The organism is Paenibacillus silviterrae, assembly GCF_030167925.1.
GTDB classification, from domain to species: Bacteria; Bacillota; Bacilli; order Paenibacillales; family NBRC-103111; genus Paenibacillus_G; species Paenibacillus_G silviterrae.
Window position 1 is genome coordinate 788,046 of sequence record NZ_JASKUT010000002.1, and the last position, 21,269, is coordinate 809,314.

18 protein-coding genes are annotated in these 21,269 nt (G+C 49.6%); 15 read left to right on the top strand and 3 right to left on the bottom strand.

Annotated elements, in window-relative coordinates; all coding sequences use genetic code 11:
* Window positions 1–41: 41 nt before the first annotated feature.
* Complete coding sequence (locus QMO62_RS26965; RefSeq protein ID WP_284645591.1) at window positions 42–374, bottom strand: hypothetical protein; 333 nt, start codon at window positions 372–374, stop codon at window positions 42–44.
* Window positions 375–503: 129 nt separating this feature from the next.
* Between QMO62_RS26965 and QMO62_RS26970 the strand changes: the two genes are divergently transcribed.
* From QMO62_RS26970 to QMO62_RS27035, 14 genes are all read left to right on the top strand, one after another.
* Window positions 504–1,454 carry a D-2-hydroxyacid dehydrogenase gene (locus QMO62_RS26970; RefSeq protein ID WP_284645592.1) on the top strand — a complete coding sequence of 317 codons (951 nt, stop codon included), beginning with the start codon at window positions 504–506 and terminating at the stop codon, window positions 1,452–1,454.
* A gap of 112 nt (window positions 1,455–1,566) precedes the next feature.
* On the top strand, window positions 1,567–4,215 hold the full coding sequence (locus QMO62_RS26975; RefSeq protein ID WP_284645593.1) for a PAS domain S-box protein: 2,649 nt from the start codon (window positions 1,567–1,569) through the stop codon (window positions 4,213–4,215).
* Between the two features lie 116 nt (window positions 4,216–4,331).
* A complete protein-coding gene (htpG, locus tag QMO62_RS26980) occupies window positions 4,332–6,206 on the top strand; it encodes a molecular chaperone HtpG (protein ID WP_284645594.1) in 1,875 nt (624 codons plus the stop codon).
* A 160-nt stretch (window positions 6,207–6,366) separates the two neighbouring features.
* Window positions 6,367–9,102, top strand: coding sequence for an ATP-binding protein (locus tag QMO62_RS26985; RefSeq protein WP_284645595.1), 2,736 nt, complete (start codon window positions 6,367–6,369; stop codon window positions 9,100–9,102).
* Window positions 9,103–9,350: 248 nt separating this feature from the next.
* Window positions 9,351–9,986 (top strand): chromate transporter, encoded by a 636-nt coding sequence (locus QMO62_RS26990; RefSeq protein WP_284645596.1) that lies wholly within the window; start codon window positions 9,351–9,353, stop codon window positions 9,984–9,986.
* A 15-nt stretch (window positions 9,987–10,001) separates the two neighbouring features.
* Window positions 10,002–10,541 (top strand): chromate transporter, encoded by a 540-nt coding sequence (locus QMO62_RS26995; RefSeq protein WP_284645597.1) that lies wholly within the window; start codon window positions 10,002–10,004, stop codon window positions 10,539–10,541.
* A 20-nt stretch (window positions 10,542–10,561) separates the two neighbouring features.
* Window positions 10,562–11,530: a formylglycine-generating enzyme family protein gene (locus QMO62_RS27000; RefSeq protein WP_372516743.1), complete on the top strand. Its 969-nt coding sequence runs from the start codon at window positions 10,562–10,564 to the stop codon at window positions 11,528–11,530.
* A 79-nt stretch (window positions 11,531–11,609) separates the two neighbouring features.
* Window positions 11,610–12,257, top strand: a complete 648-nt coding sequence (locus tag QMO62_RS27005; RefSeq protein WP_284645598.1) for a HoxN/HupN/NixA family nickel/cobalt transporter — start codon at window positions 11,610–11,612, stop codon at window positions 12,255–12,257.
* A 381-nt stretch (window positions 12,258–12,638) separates the two neighbouring features.
* Window positions 12,639–13,070: a GNAT family N-acetyltransferase gene (locus tag QMO62_RS27010; protein WP_284645599.1), complete on the top strand. Its 432-nt coding sequence runs from the start codon at window positions 12,639–12,641 to the stop codon at window positions 13,068–13,070.
* On the top strand, window positions 13,067–13,492 hold the full coding sequence (locus QMO62_RS27015; protein WP_284645600.1) for an NUDIX hydrolase: 426 nt from the start codon (window positions 13,067–13,069) through the stop codon (window positions 13,490–13,492). The genes QMO62_RS27010 and QMO62_RS27015 overlap by 4 nt, the downstream gene beginning before the upstream one ends.
* A gap of 176 nt (window positions 13,493–13,668) precedes the next feature.
* Window positions 13,669–14,076, top strand: a complete 408-nt coding sequence (gene ndk, locus QMO62_RS27020; protein WP_284645601.1) for a nucleoside-diphosphate kinase — start codon at window positions 13,669–13,671, stop codon at window positions 14,074–14,076.
* A 158-nt stretch (window positions 14,077–14,234) separates the two neighbouring features.
* Entirely contained in the window at window positions 14,235–15,743 is a 1,509-nt protein-coding gene (locus QMO62_RS27025) for a spore germination protein (protein ID WP_284645602.1), read from the top strand.
* Window positions 15,736–16,827, top strand: coding sequence for a GerAB/ArcD/ProY family transporter (locus QMO62_RS27030; protein ID WP_284645603.1), 1,092 nt, complete (start codon window positions 15,736–15,738; stop codon window positions 16,825–16,827). The genes QMO62_RS27025 and QMO62_RS27030 overlap by 8 nt, the downstream gene beginning before the upstream one ends.
* A complete protein-coding gene (locus tag QMO62_RS27035) occupies window positions 16,824–18,077 on the top strand; it encodes a Ger(x)C family spore germination protein (protein WP_284645604.1) in 1,254 nt (417 codons plus the stop codon). Before QMO62_RS27030 ends, QMO62_RS27035 begins: the two co-directional genes overlap by 4 nt.
* A 221-nt stretch (window positions 18,078–18,298) precedes the next feature.
* Here QMO62_RS27035 and QMO62_RS33600 read toward each other — a convergent pair whose 3' ends face one another.
* The gene (locus QMO62_RS33600) at window positions 18,299–18,961 is read right to left on the bottom strand and encodes an HNH endonuclease (protein ID WP_372516744.1); all 663 of its coding nucleotides are present in this window, start codon (window positions 18,959–18,961) and stop codon (window positions 18,299–18,301) included.
* Between the two features lie 183 nt (window positions 18,962–19,144).
* Between QMO62_RS33600 and QMO62_RS27050 the strand changes: the two genes are divergently transcribed.
* Window positions 19,145–20,422: an MFS transporter gene (locus QMO62_RS27050; protein WP_284645607.1), complete on the top strand. Its 1,278-nt coding sequence runs from the start codon at window positions 19,145–19,147 to the stop codon at window positions 20,420–20,422.
* 91 nt (window positions 20,423–20,513) lie between these two features.
* Here the strand turns inward: QMO62_RS27050 and QMO62_RS27055 are convergent, their stop codons facing one another.
* A complete protein-coding gene (locus tag QMO62_RS27055) occupies window positions 20,514–21,269 on the bottom strand; it encodes a response regulator transcription factor (RefSeq protein WP_284645608.1) in 756 nt (251 codons plus the stop codon).

A 21,269-nucleotide genomic window follows, 5' to 3' on the forward strand; every position in this document is an offset into this window, starting at 1 on the left:
GCGGAAGCCGTTATGGCTATGCGGATCAGCCTCTTGCTCTATTAGCGGCGCTTCGTGATCAAGTAAGGTGTAATGGTTCTTGTGGTATTGGTAGGATTGCTGATGTAGAGCACCCACAGGCTAGGTGTTTCCGGGTAGCTGTCAGTAGCATAGGCGTTAGTCAGCTGAGTAATCGTCCAGCCGCCGCTGATGACCCTTCTATCCGAAGGAGCCTGTAATTCAATCCGTATAATCTGGTTGGCAGCGATGGTAACATTGCTTAACACATGACGGCGGAAGCCATTGCCCAGATTTTGAGTGGCACGAACGCGGTTTGCTCCCAGTCTTACTGTTCTTGCTGCACGTTTTCCTACTTTAGCAACTTTTTTCTTCATTGAAACTACCTCCTTATATTGTGGTACACGATAGTAGATGCAAGTTAAGGAGAAACCGTTTGGACGAACCCCTTGGGGAAATCGCCAGTTTTTAGAAAACCTAATTAGACGAAGAGGTATTGAACGACAATGAACATACAACACATCCTTGTTACAGGCAGGCTTTATTCGGAATTCCAACGGTTGCAGCAGGAATTCCCGAACAAACAATTCCGGTGTATCCCCGAGAACGAGGTGACCGATGAGGATTATACTTGGGCCGAGGCCTATGTGGCCTTCAGGCCGACAGCCGGATTCCACATGAGGAACATTCGGTGGGTTCATTCGATGGGCGCGGGAGTGGATGCTTACTTGAATCATGCCGAGTGGAAGCCCGGCATTCCGTTGACGAGGACGATCGGTTCGATGGGGCGCATGATCGGCGAATACTGCTTAAGCCATATCCTTTCGGAGCTGCAGCATCACAGCCTATTCATGGACCAGCAGGCGGGGCGCCAGTGGGTGCCTAAGGCTCCTCGTCACCTGAAGGATCAGCACGTACTCATTTTCGGCACGGGTACCATCGGTCAAGGGATCGCACAGACGCTTTCGCCGCTGGGAGTTAAAGTGACAGGAGTTTCAAGGGGCGGCAGCTTGAAGCCATTCTTTACAAGGGTAGCCCCGTTAGCTGAACTCGATGATTTGCTGCCTCACGTAAACTGGATCATAAACGCTATGCCGCTGACCCTGGAAACGGAGCGTTTCTTCAATGCGTCTTTCTTCCGCCGATGGAAGAGCAATTACGCGGATCAACGTTATTTCATCAATGTGGGGCGCGGCCGCTCCGTGGTGGAAGAAGAGTTGCTGCTGGCCTTAAAGCAAGGATGGCTGCATAAAGCGATTCTCGATGTGTGCGAACAAGAGCCGCTTCCTGGCGAATCAGCGCTTTGGCCCCATCCGGGGGTGATCTTAACACCGCACATTTCAGCTATAACCGACCCGCAGGAGGCTGTCGTGGAATTCATCCGGACATTGCAGGCTGTGGAGCAAGGACGGGTCGCGGAGCTGCCGAACCTTGTCCAAATAGATCGGGGATACTAAGTGTAGAGTTTGAACTCCCCCCCTAAAAAAGGAATTACAGGCAGTGATGTTTAATATAGTAAGAGTTGAAGCCAATTCTCACTAGAGCACTCCAAGGGACGGGGGAATCATAATGCAGCAATTTGAGGTGGATCACCATTCTCTATTCGAGCAAATCTATCGCCTTGCTCCTACGGGAATTGCCCTGGTGTCCATGGAAGGCATCATCCTTCGGGCGAATCCTGCTATATGCCGCCTTCTCGAGTATCGGGAGGAAGAGCTTCAGGGTCTTTCTTATAAAGACATCACCTACTCCGAGGATCTGGAGCTTAGTAAGCAGCAGATTTCGCGAATCGCAAGTGACGATCTGCACCATTATGAGCTGGAGAAACGTTACGTGACAAAGCACGGCAAGCTTGTTTGGACCTCCCTGCACGTCTCCTTGCTGCGTCATTCGGTGACCCGGAAGCCGCTCTTCATCCTTGCCCATGTGATTAATGTAACTGAAAAAAAGGCGGCGCAGGAGAAGCTGAAGGAGGTACAGGGAACCTTCCGGCTGATTTCGGAGTATGCGAAGGATATTTTATATTACAGTACGCCCGGCGGAATATGCCAATATGTATCTCCCTCCGTCGAAAGAGTATTGGGTTACAAACCGGAGGAATGGATCGGAAAGCCGTTAGGACCGGAAATGTATCATCCGGAGGATCTTGCCGCTTTGAAGGCAATGGAGCTTTCGGATCAGGATACGCTGCAATACCGGGCCAGGCATAGGAACGGTCATTATATCTGGTTCGAAACGGCATACCAATTCATACGGGATTCTCAGGGAAATCTGGAGAAAATTATCGCCATCGCCCGTGACATCACCGAACGAAAGCGGAATGAGGAGCATTTGGCGGAAGCACAGCGGATTACTTCGCTTGGAAGCTGGGAATACGATTATGAGACGGATCGTACTACGTTCTCCGACGAAATGTATCGGATTTATAATATGAATAAGGATAAGTACCGGATGCTGGACCGGCAGGATATTCTGCATCTCATCGAACCTTCCGATAAGGAACGGCTGCAGAAGTCGTTCGAGGAGCTGCGCGGCGGCGGGGAGCTGAGTGAAGAATTCAGGATCGTTCAGCCCGATGGAGTCATCAAGTATTTGCACATCCGAGGCCACGTTACCTTAGGACCGGACGGCAAGCCCAAACGATTGAACGGGACGGTTCAGGATATTACGCAGCATAAGCAGATCGAGCTGAAGCTTCAAGAAAGCGTCGAGCGGTACACCTCGCTTAAGAAATATAATTTGGACGGTATCATTTCCCTGGACTTACAAGGAAACATCATCCACACGAATACCGCGGCGCAGAAGCTAACCGGGCTGACCGATGAGCAAATGTCCGGCCGTCCTTACAGCAGCTTCTTCGACTGCGATCTGGACAGTCTGCTGAAGGGTGGCATGCTCCCTGAGGGAACGAAGGGGCTGCTCAGTACCGTCGGGCATGTGAGCGGAAGCTTCTCTGAGGTTCTGTTGACTGCCGTGCCTATTATTATTCAGAAGAAAGTGACCGGCTACTATATCATTGCGAGAGATGTAACCGAGCAGCGCAAGCTGCTTATTGCGAAGGAAGCCGCAGAGCGAACGAACCGGGCTAAAAGCGAGTTTTTGTCCATGATGAGCCATGAGATTCGCACTCCTATGAACGGAGTGATCGGTATGGCCGATGTGCTGATGGAAACGACGGATCTGGACGACACGCAGCGAGAGTATGTAGAAATTATACGCAAGAGCGGCAGTACACTGCTGAGAATCATTAATGATATATTGGATTTCTCACGTATCGAATCAGGCAAGATCACGCTCCGGGAGGAGCATCTGAATGTACAAGAGCTGATTGAGGAAACACTGGACCTCCTGTCGGTCGCTGCCCAGGAGAAGGGGCTGCGCATGTCCTTCGAGGTGGACACAGCTGTCCCGCCCGTCGTTAAGGGCGATGCGGCCAGGCTGAAGCAAGTGTTGATGAACCTGGTCGGCAATGCCATCAAATTCACCCCTTCCGGAACAGTTGAGGTAACGGTACGGAAGAAGGATGAAGGGCCGCCGGTTATGCCTAGCTCCATTCAATTGGAGTTTGCAGTGAAGGACAGCGGCATCGGTGTGCCCTTGGAGCATCGGAAACACATCTTTGATCCGTTTGTTCAGATCGAGCATTATATGACTCGGCGAACGGAGGGTACCGGATTGGGTCTCGCCATTTGCAAGAAGCTGCTGGACCACATGGGTGGCAGAATCTGGATGGAGGATAACGATGAGAACGGCTCCATCTTTGCTTTCCGTGTCGTGCTTCAGGCCGTATCAGAGCAGTGTTCGAAGGACTCCGACTGCCCGGGTGAATTTGCTTCCGCATCTGCCAGGTTGAATATTCTCGTGGCTGAAGATAATGAGGTCAGCCAGCAGGTGCTTAAAGTCATGCTGGAACGACTCGGCCACAAGATTACGATGGTTCATACCGGAGAGGAGGCCGTCTCGGCTATCCTTCGAAATCGCTATGATCTCGTATTTATGGATCTGCAAATGCCGGTGATGGATGGCCTGACAGCGGTCCGGCTGCTGAAGCAGAGACTCGGCGCGGAGCGCTCCCCTGTCATTATAGCCGTAACGGCGAACGCCTTATCGGGGGATCGGGAAAGGTGTCTGGAGGCAGGGATGGACGATTACCTTAGTAAGCCTGTCCAGCTGCATAGGGTGTCGGAGCTTATCAAGAGGTACGAGGGAAGATGCTGATAGAACGCGTTAAGGCATATATTGACATGAAAAAGAACATTGTGATATATAAAAAAAGAGAATAGCACTCGTACCATTCGAGTGCTAAAGCGAGTATAAGGAAGGGAGCACTTTACGTGGCAAAGAAAGAATTTAGAGCGGAATCCAAGCGATTGCTCGAGATGATGATCAATTCCATCTATACACAGAAAGAGATTTTCTTAAGAGAGCTCATTTCCAATGCCAGTGACGCGATCGATAAAATTTATTACAAAGCGCTTACGGACGATAAGCTGGTTTTTAACAAAGAGGATTATTTTATTAAAATCACCGCAGACAAAGAAAATCGGACGCTGACGATTTCCGATACCGGCATTGGAATGACCAGGGAGGAGCTCGAGAATCATCTTGGGGTGATCGCGAAGAGCGGTTCGCTTGCATTTAAGCAGGAGAACGAAGCCAAGGACGGTCACAACATTATCGGACAATTCGGTGTCGGCTTCTATTCGGCTTTCATGGTGGCGGATGTGGTCACGGTGGTGACGAAGGCACTTGGCAGCGACGAGGCTTTTCAATGGCAGTCCGAAGGAGCCGACGGCTATACGATTGAACCGGCGGAGAAGTCATCCGTAGGTACGGACATCATCCTGAAGATCAAGGATAACACGGAGGACGAGCAATACGATGAATATCTTGAGGAATACCGTCTCAAGGCCATCGTAAAGAAATACTCGGATTTCATTCGTTATCCGATCAAGATGGAAGTAACCAGCCGTGTACCGAAGGAAGGCGCTGAGAATGAGTTCGAGGACGTCCGTGAAGAGCAAACCGTCAACAGTATGGTTCCGATTTGGCGGAAGAATAAGAATGAGCTGACAACGGAAGATTACGAGAGCTTTTATTACGACAAGCGATACGGCTTTGACAAGCCGCTCAAGCATGTGCATATCAGCGCGGACGGAGCGGTCGTATACAATGCCATTCTGTTCATCCCGGAGAGCACACCTTTCGACTACTATACCAAAGAATACGAGAAGGGCTTGGAGCTATACTCCAACGGCGTTCTGATCATGAACAAGTGCGGGGATCTGCTGCCCGATTATTTCAGCTTCGTGAAAGGGATGGTCGATTCGGAGGATCTGTCTCTGAATATCTCCCGGGAGCTGCTGCAGCATGACCGCCAGCTGAAATTGATTGCGAAGAACATCAAGAGCAAAATCAAAAGCGCTCTCCTCGGCATGCTGAAAGATGAGAGGGAGAAGTACGATAAGTTCTACGAGGCTTTCGGACGACAGCTGAAGTTTGGCGTCTATAACGATTACGGCATGAACAAGGAGGATCTGCAGGATCTTCTAATGTTCTACTCCTCGAAAGAGAAAATGCTGGTCACTCTCGATGAGTATATTTCCAGAATGCCGGAGGATCAGAAATATATTTACTATGCTGCCGGGGAAAGCATTGCCCGGATCGAGAAGCTGCCGCAGACCGAGCTGGTTGCGGATAAAGGCTACGAGATGCTGTATTTCACGGAAGAAATCGACGAATTTGCCATCAAGATGCTCATGAAGTACAAGGACAAGGAGTTTAAGTCCGTATCGAGCGGCGATCTCGGGATTGAGGCAACGGATAAAGAGGAACAAGAGGCTGCCGATGAGAGCAAGGAGCTTTTCGAGCACATGCAGACACTCCTGAAGGACAAGGTTAAGACAGTGAAAGCTTCCAAGAGGCTGAAATCTCATCCGGTTTGTTTATCGGCTGAAGGCGAAGTTTCCATCGAGATGGAGAAAATCCTGAAGGCGATGCCGAGCGGCCAGGATGTAAAGGCGGATAAGGTGCTTGAAATCAACATCAACCACGATGTTTACCGTTCCTTGAAGGATGCCTATGCGAATGACAAGGATAAGCTGAATCTGTATACTCAGCTGCTGTATAACCAAGCATTGCTGATCGAAGGGCTGCCGATTCAGGATCCGGTCGAGTTCACGAACGACATCTGCAAAATTATGGTTTAATATAGCATATATGAGTATAAACCCGACACCTGCGTAAGCTGGGTCGGGTTCTTTGTATTTGCGACCCGTCTTCGCGCCGAAGTCATAAACCACTTTTTCCTTGTTATAGTGTATAATATGGGTCATCCATCTTTGCTTTTATTACATACGGAGGTATAGTATGAGATTCAGATCGAAGCTGTATGTCGGGTTTGGAACGATCTTGCTCGTCATTCTCATCATGGCCGTTGTCGGATTCATCCGGATGAATCAATTGCAAGCCAACATGAACCTGATTGTCCACGATAAGTATGCCGGGGTCAAACATGCGACCATCTTTCGCAAGGAAATCAACTCCATCTCAAGGGAAATCAGTCATGCCCTTCTGGATTCCAATGACGAGAATGTGGAGAAGTATGCCAAGTCCGTCATTGCCAGCAATATCATCGTTTCCTCCGAATGGAGTCTGCTGCAAAGTCATTCCGTGCGTTTGGAGAATCCGGAGCTGATGGCCAAGCTTAACAGCGAGTACACCCAGTATGGCCGAACCCTAGAGGAGCTCGGCAAGCTGCTGCAGAGCGGTCAACGCAGCGCGGCCATTGCGTACTACCATACGCAGACTGAGCCTATACGGGAAGTGCTCTTTGCTACGTTACAGGCTTTCACTGATCTGTACGAGAAAGAAATGGAGCAATCGCTCGCGGAATCAATGAATATGTATTACAGCACAATGCGGCTTGGCGGGGTCCTGATTTCACTTGTACTTCTTATTTCGGTCAGCGTAGCGGTTTGGGTATTTCTTAGCGTGACCCGCAACCTAAAGCGTATTGGTATCCATATGAAGCAGGTAGCCTTGATGGACGGAAGCATGCCCCGAATCCCCATTCAAACCGCCGATGAGATCGGGGTGATTGCCGAAACCTTTAATGATATGGCGGAAGCGCTAGAGCAAAAGGCGGCAACGGAGAAGGAGTACCAGCTGACGCTCGAAGAGCGGAATCAGCACCAAGCCGTGCTCGCCGAGTTTAATGAGCTGCTTCGGGGGGTTCAGGAGCTTGAACCGTTGTCGCAGCAATTTTTGAATCATGCGGCACCACTCATGAGCGCTGGGTATGCCGCCTTGTATGTGCGAACGGCATCGGGTTCCCCAAGCGGAGCAATGAAAAGAGTGGCCTTATACGGCGGAACGGTCTCAGCAGCGGCGTCTAAGGAGGCCGAAGGGCTGGTAGCCCAATGTGCGGCGCAGAACCGAACCCTGCAGTTGACGGAGATTCCGACGGATTATTTCCGGATTCAATCCGGATTGGGCAGCGCTTCGCCTGCCTATATCACACTGATCCCCATCCCTTATGAAGGCCAATCGATTGCTGTGCTCGAATTTGCAACATTCCAAGTGCCTTCAAACGCTGTGCTTGCCGTTATCGACGAAGCGCGCTGGAGCTTAGGGATGGCTCTTCATGGGGCGGCTGCCTATCTGAAGGTACAGGAGCTCTTAAAGGAATCGCAAGCTTTTGCGGAAGAGCTGCAGACACAGTCCGAAGAACTGCAATCCCAGCAGGAAGAGCTGAGGACGCTTAATGAGGAGCTGGAAGAGCTGTATCAGAACTCAGAGCAGCGCAATGCGGAGCTTGAATGCATTAAATCGGAGCTGGAGGAAAAGAACCGCCAGATTGTGGTGAGCACACGTTATAAGACGGAGTTCCTGGCTAACATTTCTCATGAGCTGCGCACGCCGCTTAACAGCTTATTGCTGCTGTCGCAGCTGCTGTATCAGAACAAAGAGGAAAATTTAAATCCTAAGCAGGTCGAATACATCAAGACAATTCATAACTCCGGCATGGTGCTGCTGCAGCTGATTAATGATATTTTGGATTTATCCAAAATTGAATCTGGAAAGATGGAGATCATGAGAGAAAAGGCGTCGGTTCGTGAAATCGGCAATGTGCTGCAGCAGCAGTTTCAGCCGCTTGCCCTGCAGAAGCAGCTGGACTTTCATATTGACTATGAGGAAGGCGCTGATCAGGCCGAGCTATACACGGACATCTATAAGCTGCAGCAAATATTACGGAATTTGCTTTCGAATGCCCTGAAATTTACGGAAGCCGGATCGGTCAGCTTGGTGTTCAAGACGGCACTCGGCGTCCAGGGTGAGCCCTCCTTAGAGGTAGCCGTACGGGATACAGGAATAGGCATCCCGCAGGACAAACAAGTGATCATCTTTGAAATGTTCCAACAAGCGGATGGAACGACGAGCCGTAAATATGGCGGAACGGGTCTCGGACTTTCGATCAGCAAGGAACTGGCGGCGCTGCTTGGAGGGGAAATTAAGGTAACCAGCGAAGAAGGAAAGGGAAGTACCTTTACATTGGTTATTCCGTTGGGAGTGGGTGCGCAATTGCCGGCGGCTTCTCCGGCCTTTCCCGAGGTTGCTTCTGCTGCCGCTCCCGCCTTTGTATTGAACCCGAAAGAATTGGAGGCCGCAAGGCAGCCGGAGGAAAAAGAGAGTACACCAACAGCTCCCGCAACTCCGCTTAAAGGAGCCAAAATATTACTGGTGGATGACGATATGCGCAATATCTTCTCCATGGTCGGAGTACTGGAAAGCTGCGGCATGGAGGTTATATTCGCGGAGAATGGGATGGACTGCCTGGACTTGCTGGAACAAAACACAGGAATAGATCTCATCCTCATGGATATCATGATGCCTAAGATGGATGGCTACGAAACGATCCGGAGGATAAGAGAAGGGAATGCCTCTTTCCGGGATATTCCGATCATTGCTCTCACGGCCAAGGCCATGAAGAACGATCGGAGCAAATGCATCGAGGCGGGAGCGAACGATTATATCAGCAAACCGGTCCAGCTGGAGCAGCTATTTTCTTTGCTGCGTGTATGGCTTCACAAAGAGGAATCGTAAAAATATGAACTACCCGTTTCTTTTACAGAGACGGTTTTTTTCATTTATTTTGAAAAATGGCGCGCCTATGGACTGGTTTCCTCTTCTCAAAACTCATTCTTTCCGTTAGAATAGAGTTAATACCAATTTGAAATAATGTCCGTTATATTCGATAAATCCTACCTGTTTAATATCCTTTAATTAGGTTGATTTCAGCTGCTGATGCGGATACTATTTTCCAAAATGGTTTTAAAGGAGGCGTGTTAACCTTGAAGATACCATCATGGAAGCTGCTTGCTCAGATCTTTTGGACCTTCTTTAAGATTGGTCCTATCACCTTTGGTGGCGGATACGCGATGATTCCCTTAATCGAACGGGAGGTGGTTGAGCGCCGCAACTGGGTGAAAAGTAAGGATATTGCGGATATGTTTGCCATCTCGGGCTCTATTCCCGGGGCGATTGCCTTTAATTCGGCGTCCTTCATAGGGTTTCGTATCGCAGGTATTCCCGGTGCCATTGCAGCCACAGTAGGAGTTCTGCTTCCTACCTTTGCTATTATCATTGCTTTATGTATTTTACTGCTGAAGGTACAGGATCATCCCAAAATCGAGGCGGCTATGCGTGGGATTCGGGCGACGACGGTAGCGCTGATCGTTTATGCCGGGATCAAGATCGGGAAAACGGCGGTGCTGGATAAGGCGACACTCGTAACGATGCTGATGACGGTACTGGTGCTGGTCTTCTCGAACGTGAACCCGGTTCTTGTCATTATTGGGGGAGCGCTCGTCGGGATTGGTCTGGTCAGCTTCAAGGCCAAGCTGGGCATGAAGGTTGCCCTTGATGATGAACAAAGCAGCGGGATGCGTTATAAATATGCGGATTATTATCTTGGAGACGGGATTTAAGAAGGGGATGAGACGATGATTTACTGGGAGCTGTTCATCACCTTTTTTATCGTGGGCCTTGTATCCTTTGGCGGCGGGTATGCCATGTTTTCCATTATTGAGCGGCAGGTTACCTCGCACGGCTGGATGACTACGCAAGAGTTCACCAACGCGTTTTCGGTGGCGGGCATGTCGCCCGGTCCTATCGGTACGAACAGCGCTATCTTCGTGGGGTACAAAACTGCAGCGCTGCCGGGGGCCGTTTTTGCCGCGGCGGGCATGGTGCTTCCGTCGCTGATCCTTGTTATTCTTGTCGGGTTGTTTTTTACCAAATTTCATAAGAACAAATGGGTGCAATCCGCATTCTACGGACTTCGCCCTATTGTTACCGGACTCATTATGTATGGTGCCATTCGATTTGCAGTCAGCAACCAGCTCATCGGGACTTGGGGATCTGAAATGATAGGGGCGCTAGCTTTCTTTGCGTGTTCTTTAATTGCCTTGGTCTATTTTCGAATCCACCCGTTATACGTTATTATGATTTCAGGGCTCACAGGCATTGCTATTTATAGTTAGCTTATAGAGGAGGATGGAGCTTGGATAATAAACCAGCATGCTGTTCCGCCGGACGTCCTGCCGGCTCGGAGGTAATTGTCGCACAGAACTTCGATAATTTTAAAAAGGGTCTGAAATCGAGTGAGCCGACTGTGGGAATGATTCGACTCGAAGGCGGTACCTTCCTCATGGGTACGGATGATCAAGAGGGCTTTCCGGAGGATGGGGAGGGGCCGGTCAGAAGCGTTACGCTGAAGCCTTTCTATATCGATCCTTGCACGGTGACCAATGCGGAATTTCAAGCTTTTATTGATGCAACCGGTTATAAGACAGAGGCCGAGCAGTTTGGCTGGTCCTTCGTGTTTCATCTCTTGGTTCCGCCCGAAACAGCCAAGAAAGTGTCGCAAGTCGTTCAGAAAACTCCTTGGTGGTGGAATGTGGAAGGTGCCAGCTGGAAGCATCCGGAAGGTCCTGTATCGAGTATTGAAGCTAGGCCGGATCATCCTGTCGTGCACGTATCGTGGAATGATGCTATGGCCTACTGCCAATGGAGCGGAAAGCGGTTACCGACAGAGGCTGAATGGGAATATGCAGCCCGGGGCGGACTTGTTCAGAAGAAATACCCTTGGGGTGACATGCTGAAGCCGGAAGGCAAGCATATGTGCAATATATGGCAGGGAAAATTTCCGGACAAAAATAACGCCAGTGACGGTTATCAGGGAACGGCTCCCGTACGTGCCTTCGAACCGAACGGCTTTGGTCTTTATCAAGTCTCAGGCAACGTATGGGAGTGGTGCTCCGATTGGTTCAGCCGCGACTATCATCTGAAGGCTTCGACAACGGATCCTCAAGGTCCTTCGGCCGGACAAGCACGGGTTATGCGCGGCGGCTCTTATTTGTGTCATAAATCTTATTGCAACCGCTACCGTGTTGCCGCAAGAACTGCGAATACACCCGATAGCTCTACAGGAAATATCGGATTCCGATGTGCGGCTGATGTTCGTTCATAAAAAAATGCTTCCCTTTCATTCTTATGTTGTGTTACATTTTGAATAAAACGTAACACGGCTGGGACTGGGGGAAGCTGGGATGGAAGCAAGCATAATATCAATTCTGGGATTGGGCTTTATTCTTGGCATTAAGCATGCCGTTGAGCCCGATCATGTCATTGCCGTTTCAACCATAGCGAGCCAAACGAAGAAGCTGTCACGATCCTCTCTTGCCGGGGTGTTCTGGGGTATCGGTCATACGGCTACGCTGTTTTTAATCGGACTGATTGTGTTGCTCTTAAAGGAAGAAATCTCTGAGCGGTTAGCGATGTCCTTAGAATTTTTGGTTGGCGTGATGCTGGTCTACTTAGGTTTTACGGGGATGCTAACGTATCGAAAGCTTAGCGGACATATGCATAGTATCGATCGTTCGCATTGGAAATCGGTAGCGGTCGGTTTTATTCACGGGCTTGCCGGAAGTGCTGCGATGGTTTTACTTACGATGTCCACCGTACATAGTATATGGCAAGGACTTGTGTATATTATCGTTTTCGGGGCGGGAACGGTTATCGGGATGCTTCTTTTTACAACCGTTATCGGACTGCCGTTTGTGTTCACTGCGGGGCATTCCCGGTTCAATCGTGTGCTCACTCAGGCGACGGGACTCATTAGTATGACTTTTGGCGTTTACTATATGTATAACCTTGGTGTGACGGAAGGCTTGTTCGCCTTATGGCTTCAGCGGTAATCTTCGCTGAAGCCATTATTTGTTGGCCGCGGCGGTCGGTAAGGAGATGATGTGAGAGAGGAGAGTTTGTTTCGCTGAGATAAGGAATAACGGACTTCTAGGACGTTATTCTGGATGAAACAGCAGCGAAAGCTGGAATAACGGTTTTTCAGACCGCTATTTCGGCGAAAACAAGGCAAAACCGCTCCACAATCGCGTTACAGCAGAAAATAACGGTTCGAAAGTCCGTTATCTGCCTCTGACCGATTCAAAAACCACAAATAACGTTCTCAAAGTCCGTTATTGTGCGAGCACCTTTGGAGCAAAGCAACAAGGGAATCCATCTGCTAAATCAGAAGGGATTTTTTGTGTTATACTGGGGCTGGAAAAGAGGTGTAAGCATTGCACATTCAACCAATCGATAAGGAGCAAGCATGGACGCTGCGTCATCAGGTGATGTGGCCGGAGAAGGAGCTTGATTTTGTTAAACTGGACGATGATGATCTAGGCCTGCATTATGGGCTGTTCGTGGAGAACAAGCTCGTATCCGTTGTTTCCGTGTTCATTTCCGGAGATGAGGCGCAATTTCGTAAATTTGCCACGCTGGCGAAGGAACAAGGCAAAGGATATGGCTCCATCTTGCTGAATAGGGTGTTCGATTATGCTCGTGAGAGAGGGATGAAGCGCATTTGGTGCAACGCCCGCGCCAACAAAGCAGCGTTTTATGCTAAATTTGGTCTCATTCCCACAGGTGATTCCTTCATTAAGGAAGGGCTGCCATATATGATTATGGAATCATACCTGAATACATCAGATGAGGATAAGCGGATATGAAAATCACCTCGGTCGGATGTCTGATTACTAATGGGGAGCAATATCTCGCCTGTCATTCTACGGGAAATGCCTTTTATGATCTTCCTAAAGGTACGCAAGAGGAGGATGAAACTCCTATTGAGGCGTGTCTGAGGGAGCTGCGGGAAGAAACCGGTTTGGTCGCGCCGCCTCATAAGCTGAAGGATCTAGGTATATTTTCATACATAAAATATAAGAAAGATCTGCATATATTTCTCTGGAGGACGGTGGAGTTGCCGAACCTTCAGGAGCTTTATTGCAGCTCTTATTTTCGCCATCCTAAAAGCAACAAGGAGCTTCCTGAGGTGGACGGATATCGCTTCGTTTCATTCGAAGATGCGGATCAATATATGTCTAAGAGCATGGCGAAAGTGATACATGAGATCAGAAAGAACCACTTGTAATACGACGAGGGGCGTGTGAAAATTCGGCCCACAGACCGATATGCCTTCACGTTCGGAGCTACTGTGAGAAGCGTCACAGCCGATTCAAATCTTTCATGGTACTTTTAAGCTGAATCAAATGAACGAAGTCGTGTCAAAATAAACCAAGCAGTCGAAATGCGAAAGGAGCTATGAATATGGCGGAAAAAGCATTTATTATGATTAAACCGGACGGTGTGGAGCGAGGATTAATCGGTGAGATCGTGACACGCTTTGAGAAAAAAGGGTTGCGGCCCGTTAGAGCGGAGCTCATGAATATATCCAAGGAGACTGCCGAGAACCATTACGGCCATTTGAAGGCCAAGCCTTTTTTCGGAGAGCTGGTAGATTATATTACTTCCGGTCCGGTGTTCGCCATGATCGTAGAGGGGAAGGGCGCGGTTCAAAATTCTCGTGCTTTGATTGGCGCGACGAATCCGGCGGAAGCCGCACCCGGTACCATTCGAGGGGATTATGGACTGGACGTGGCATTCAATATTATTCATGGCTCCGATTCGCAAGATAATGCCAGCAGAGAAATTGAATTGTTTTTCCAAAATAAATAATAACGATAAAAGTCCGTGAAAACGGGCTTTTTTTCTTTTCCGTGTAGATCGGCACAGGCAGAAGATACCTTGCATGCATTTTTGATAATCGGAAGTATGGTTTTCCGTCCAGCATTCCATAATAAAGGTGATGAAATCCAGTTGGGTGGGGGGTAACCATGAAACAGCCCGAGGTGAAGCCGCTGACGGAGGAACTGCAAGGCAATGTGGCATGGATCAAAGAGGCATTTTCGTATCCGAAGAACCATGCGCTTCGAATACGTGATGTGTTTATCCCTTTCATCAGCAAGGAAGGTACGGTGCTGTACGTCGATGGAGCGGCGGATACGCAGACGATTCAGCAGCATATCGTCGAGCCACTGCTGAAATATGTTCACACCCTGCCTCTGCAAGAGGATCAGGTTCAAGTAATGGTGCAGCAGGTCATTACCGGATGCTCAGTCACGCTGTTAGGCACGGATAAAGAAATTATCCAAGACTTGCTGATGGGTAACACGATTGTCTTGATTCAAGGCTGCGGTCAGGCGATCTCTATCGAAACGCCGGGCTTTGAAGCGAGAACCATTGGTGAGCCCAAAGTAGAGCATGCGTTAAAAGGACCAAAGGAATCGTTCGTTGAATCGGCTGCTACGAATTTATCCCAGATTCGGAGGCAGCTGAAAACGCAAAATTTGATCGCCGAAACGATGTCGTTAGGCAAAGAGGTAAGGTGCCCGGTTACACTGCTGTATATAAGAAACCTCACCAATCCCGAGCTCGTCAAGAAGGTTAAGGAAAGAATTAAGGTCATCGAAAGCGACAGCGTTCAAAATTTATCCATGCTGGAGCAATATATTGAAGACCGGCCGTATTCCATCATCCCCAGCACCCTAACGACAGAGAGGCCCGACCGGACCTGTGCTTTTTTGCAGGAAGGGCATGTGGTGCTCATCATGGATAACTCACCCTATGCCTTGATCGCGCCGATTACCTTCTGGTCCTTGTTTCACACGGCGGAGGATATGAATCTGCGCTGGGTTTATGGCAATTTTATCAGAATCGTAAGAATTTTCGCCATCTTCGTCGCCCTGCTGACCCCTTCCATCTATATTGCCGTAAGCACCTTTCATGAGGAAATGCTTCAAACGGATCTGCTGCTGGCGATTGCGGCGACAAGGGAACGTGTTCCGTTCCCCGCGTTTATGGAAGTGCTGATTATGGAGGTAGCCTTTGAGCTGGTAAGGGAGGCCGGTGTCCGAGTACCCAGCGTCATCGGTCCGACGGTAGGTATCGTAGGAGCGTTAATTCTCGGACAAGCAGCTGTAGAAGCTAATATTATCAGTCCGATTCTAGTGATCGTCGTAGCGATTACAGGTCTCGCATCCTTCGCCATCCCGGAGATCAGCTTTAATTTTGCCGTACGAATTTTTCGCTTCATTTTACTGGCAACAGCTACCTTCATCGGATTCTATGGAATCGCATTGCTCTTAACTTGCCTGGTTTGTTATATGGTCTCTCTGAAGTCGTTCGATGTGCCGTTTCTTGCGCCGATGGCACCGCACTATCGTTCCTCCAAGGATTTGGTGCTGAGGCCGCCGATCTGGAAGCAATGGCTTATGCCTTTTTATACCAAGCCATTGGTCAAAAAACGAATGAAACAGCCGGAAGGGAATCGAAGGAATGATTAGACCTACGGATAGCAAGCTGGGAGTGAGGGAATTCGCCTCGCTCCTTGTTCTTACCATTGCCATTAAGCTGACGGATACGACACCCTCCATCCTATTCATGCAGGGGCATAATGCCGCTTGGATGATTCCGTTGTTATCCGCAGTAATCATAATCATTCCTGTGGTATTGCTCTTATCCTTGCTAAAAAGGCACGAAGGCAAGGGACTGATGGAGCTCCTTACTCTGACATTCGGCCGATCTATCGGCTTCGCGATGGGCTTCATATTATTCGTTTACACTTTATTGTTCTCCTCCATCAACAGCCGCAGCTATGTCGATATTATCAACGTAATGATGTACCAAAGAACGCCGGTCCCCGCATTGTACATCATGCTGCTATTTGCAGCTTGGTTTGTGGCGAACCGCGGTCTTGAAGCCATCGGACGTACTGCTTGGGTTGTCATCCCATATATCAAGTTAATCCTCTGGTCGCTGGTTTACTTCGTGTGGAAAGAGATCGATTGGCTACACTTGTATCCGATTGCAGGACCGGGCTATGATCGGGTTGCCCAACAGAGTTTCCTCCATAGTGCCATGTACGGGGAATTGATACTCATGATGGTGCTTGCTTCGAACGTGAGGAGCTTCCGCTCCTTTCGCTTCAGTACTTGGCTTGCCTTGGGGGTCTCCTGTATAGAACTAGTCGTATTGATGGCCGTATATGTTGCCGTATTTGACTATCCTTCCGTCGTCCAATTGGCTTACCCATTTCAACATCTCACCCGAGCGGCGTCTATCGGTAAAACACTCACGCATGTAGAATCGATGTTTTTCGGATTTTGGATCATATCCGCCTCGATCCACTTTGCCATATCCATTTACTTGACCACCTATATTTTCGGCAAAATGCTGCGTCTCAAGGAGTTTGAACCGATGATCCTTCCTTTGACGGCATTGATTTTGCTGCTCGGTCTCATCCCCAGCGATACCCAGACGACGTTAATGCTGCGGGACGGGATTACTCAATGCGGCTCCTTTCTGTTTATTTCGCTGCCTTTCCTGCTGTGGATTACGGATCGGATACGAAGGAGGAGAGTGAGTTGAGGAAAACGGTAATTCTCATGGTATTGGGTTCGCTGTCACTGCTTCTGACGGGCTGCTGGGATCAGCTGGAGCTGGAGGAGCAGGCCTATGTCGTCGTCATGGGACTGGATAAAGGCGCACCCGGGATGGTGGATGTTACCTTCCAGATTGCTAATCCGCAGGTAGGCTCTACGGACAAAGGCTCGGCTCAGAATGAACCTCCAAGCGATACGGTAACCTTCTCAACGCCGGACATTCTATCAGCCAAAGATATAGCCAATAGTATTGTCACAAGAACGATCAGCTTTTCGCATCTTAGAACCATTATCGTGGGGGAGGAGTTAGCCAAATCGAGCTTATTTCATCACGTTATGGCTGCCGCGACAAGGGATCCGGAGCTGCGCAGCGAATCGAATCTGGTGGTGACGAATCATAGAGCGAGAGATTTCATACACAACAACAAACCGAAGCTGGAGACCCGGCCCCATAAGTACTATGAGTTCATGCAGGATCGCTGGAGAGATACGGGGTTGGTTCCTTATTCTACGCTTACACGTTATTTTCAACGGCTGGGAGGGGATGCCCTGTATCTTGCGATTTACGCTTCGGCCAAGCCTCACCCGACAACGAAAAAAAGAAATGAGGACCAATACAAAGCAGGTGAAATTCCCCATGACTCAGGAGATCCAGCAGAGATGTTGGGATCCGCGGTTTTCAATTCCGGTCGGATGATCGGTACGTTGACGGGGGAAGAAACCCGATTCGCTTTGTATTTACGCCGCAAGGCGCTCGTTCATTCCTTTATTGCCTCCTACAAGGATCCGTTGAATCCTAAATTTCAAATTTCAGTAAGAATGATCAAGGAAGAGGATACTAAGATTAAGGTGAATACCGAAGGGGATAGGGCTCAGGTCAAGGTGACGGTTCCTATTGTACTTCAAGTTTTATCGATTCCGAGCTTAACGAATTATGTTACAGACACGGAGAATCAGAAAAAGCTGATTGCCTCCTTGGAAAAGCAATTCGAACAAATTTCAAGGAAAGTTGTAGAGAAATCTCAGAAGCAGTTTAAAGCAGATCCTTTTCTATGGCATCTGAACGCCAGAGGAACATTCAAGACTCTACCTGAATATTTAGCCTATGACTGGTCAAAGCAGTTTACGGATGCTACGGTAGATATTCACTTTGACTGCCGCATCGAAAGCTTCGGTAAGCAGCTTTTGCCCCCATTGGCGGGTCGTGCTCTTGTTGAACAGGAGGAGAAGCAGTGAACTGGATCCTGATCCTCGGTTATCTTTATATTACTTACTATACCTTTAGCTATGCCAGGAAGGTGTGGCAGGAGGGGAATAGGCTGGGAGGATTCGGCATTGTCCTCCTGTCTGTATGTTATTTGCCGATTTCCATATGGCTGTATATCAGATAAGCCGGCTCGGGGAACAGAAGGTTTCTGCTCTTCAAGCCGGCTGCTGCTTTCTTCAGACGATCGGGTTTACTCTTCATCCTGCCCGAGAAATTCATCCAAGCTATGAGAGGCTTTGCTTTGATTGCAAATATTGCAGGCGCATACACAATTCATTGGAGTCGTATGTCCTCCCTTGGAGCGCGGCAGCAGATGATCGATCGTGTCCCCATACTCACCGCAGAAGAAGCATTGATGCCGGTCTCTTGCCAGAATAAACCGGCGAAAGGATTTATTCGTATAGATCCGTCGGATCGTATAACGGTTAACGACGACAGCGGCATGTTCCTTCACTAGTGTAACAGCTGTCTCCAAGTCGGTTTCCTGGTACCAGCGCCTTCCCTTGTCCGTTCGGCCGCGCATCCGAATGAAGCCCTCGCGGGTCGGCTGAAGCACGGAAGCATCCGGACCTTCGGGCCGGGGGGGAGGAGGGGGCAGCGGGCGGCGTGTCCGTATCTTGGGTGCGTGCAGAGAGCCTTCGTCAAGAAGCAGCGGAGGCGAGGCTACCCTTACCTGCGGTTGTTCGGCAGCGACTGAGGCTGCGTTTCCCCCTGTGTCCGGGTCCGCTTTACGCTGCTTTCGGCAGCTACGACATGCGCCGCGGCGTGACGCTTTACCGGAACGTCTGCCAGTTCTTCGTAAAAATTCCTGTATTGGTTTCTGCTCATGACAATGAGCGCAAATTTTGTACATGGTGTCCACCTCGCTTCCTTCCCTTGTTATTCTACCATAAACAGGACAGGAAGGAGGAATGTGCCTGGCGAAGCGCGCAAATATTACATAGTCTCGCGGAATAGAGCAAGAGAAGCGTAGAGGGGATGTACGCCCTTGTGTTACGATGGGTAGTATCCATTTCAGCAAAGAAGGGTAGCCCTCATGGAGACATGGCGCAAAAATTTATACATCTTATGGTTTGGGACCTTTTTTACCTCTGCGGGGATCGGAATGATCATTCCCTTCCTGCCGCTTTACGTACAAGAGTTAGGCATTCATGACGTTCAGAAGGCGGCCCTTTGGGCTGCGATGATATTCGGGATTAATCATGTGATGATCGCAATAACTTCTCCGTTCTGGGGCAGATTCTCGGACCGGTACGGGCAAAGGGTGACCATGATTCGGTCAGGCTTCGGCCTGGCCGTCATTATTGCCGCGATGGGACTTGTCCATACACCGGTTCAGCTGCTCCTGCTTCGCGCACTCTTCGGAACGATGGGAGGCTTCTCCACCTCGGCGGTGGCCCTCATGGCCATTGAGGCGCCGAAGGATCAAGTAGGGAGGACGCTCGGCACGCTGCAGACAGGTCAGGTCAGCGGGCAGTTGCTGGGGCCGCTGCTGGGGGGCATCCTGGCGGAGTGGCTCGGCATGAGGAATTCTTTCTTCTTCACAGGCTTATTCATCTTTATCGCCGCCGTGCTGGTGCTCTTCGGAGTCAGAGAAACAAAGGAGTATGCTGTCTTCCGCATCGGCCCGTGGCTTCAATCGATGACGAATCGGCGTAAGGAAATGCGCGCACAAGAAGAGGGAAAGGCACCTCAAGCAAAGCTGGAGCTTCGACAAGTGATGCGGGAGACCCCAGTCATATTCACGCTGTTCCTGTCCACCTATTTGATTGCGGCCAGCTTCCAAAGCATCAGCCCGATCATCTCCCTATATGTGAAGAGCTTGCATGTAGAAGATCACGTGGCCTTGATGGCCGGCCTGATCTTCGCTTCCAGCGCACTCGGAACGATGATCGCAGCCCCGATTCTCGGAAGACTCGGCGACCGGTACGGCTACTTACCGGTGCTGCTCAGTTCTTTGCTGTTGATATCGCTCTTGTACCTTCCTCAGGCTACGGCCTCGAATCCTTGGCTTCTCATGGGTATGCGTTTCTTATCGGGACTATGCGTAGGAGGACTCATTCCATCGATCAGCTCAATCCTGCGCAAACTTACACCTTCCGATATCAGGGGAAGTGTGTATGCTTATAATTCAAGCGCCAATTCGCTGGGCAACGTCTCCGGTGCTCTATTCGGCGGTCTGATCGCGGGACATTTTGGAATCCCGGTCGTATTTTATATCATTGCAGGGGTGTTCTTCTTGCACTTCCTCATGCTGGCGGTCCAGTATAAAAGATTGACGCAGGCACAGTTGGGAAAAGAAGCGGAACAATAAATATTTCCCGGGCGAGTGCAATTATCGACTGCATTTGATCAATAGCGACTTCATCCAGCATGTTATGACGAAAAAGGAGGAGATCGGGAGATTACTTCTGAAACTCCTTAGGTGTGAAGCCCGTCATTTGTTTAAAAATGCGGCTGAAATAATAAGGGTCGGGATAACCGACCCGTTCTCCGACCTCCTTGATAGCTAAATCCCGGTGATGGACAAGAAGATATTTAGCCTCATTAATTCTTAATCTCATTAAGTATTTGGAGGGCGGTTCTTCCGTATATTTGATGAAGATTTTACTTAAATAAGAAGCGTTAAAGTTAAAGCTGCGTGCGATTTGCTCCAGACTTATCTCCTTATGGAAGTTTTCCCTCAAGTAGCAACGTACGAGCTCCACGATTTCCTTCGGATTCGTCACGGACGGAAGCAGGTCTTTCCTGCTTTCCATCATGGCGGAATTCTCGTTCTCAATCACAGTGAAGAGCCGGTGGAGCGTTCGCTGCAGGTCTGCCATATTGATGGGCTTAAGCAAATACTCATCCACATGGTAGGTAAGGGCCTGCCGTGCATATTCAAAGTCCGCATAGCCGCTTGTGATGACCTTCCGGATCCGCGGGAAATAGAGATGGAGCGCCTTCACCAGCTCCATGCCATCCATGACAGGCATCCGTATGTCGGTAAAAATCAAATCAGGCTGACGCTCCTGCACCAGCCGGTAAGCCTCCCGGCCGTTCTGTGCCTCACCGACCACCAGGAAGCCATCCAAAGATTCAATTTTCTTCTTCAAGCTTTGACGAATCAAGTCTTCATCCTCCGCTACAAGGACTGTGATTTGCAAAGACTTCTCCAC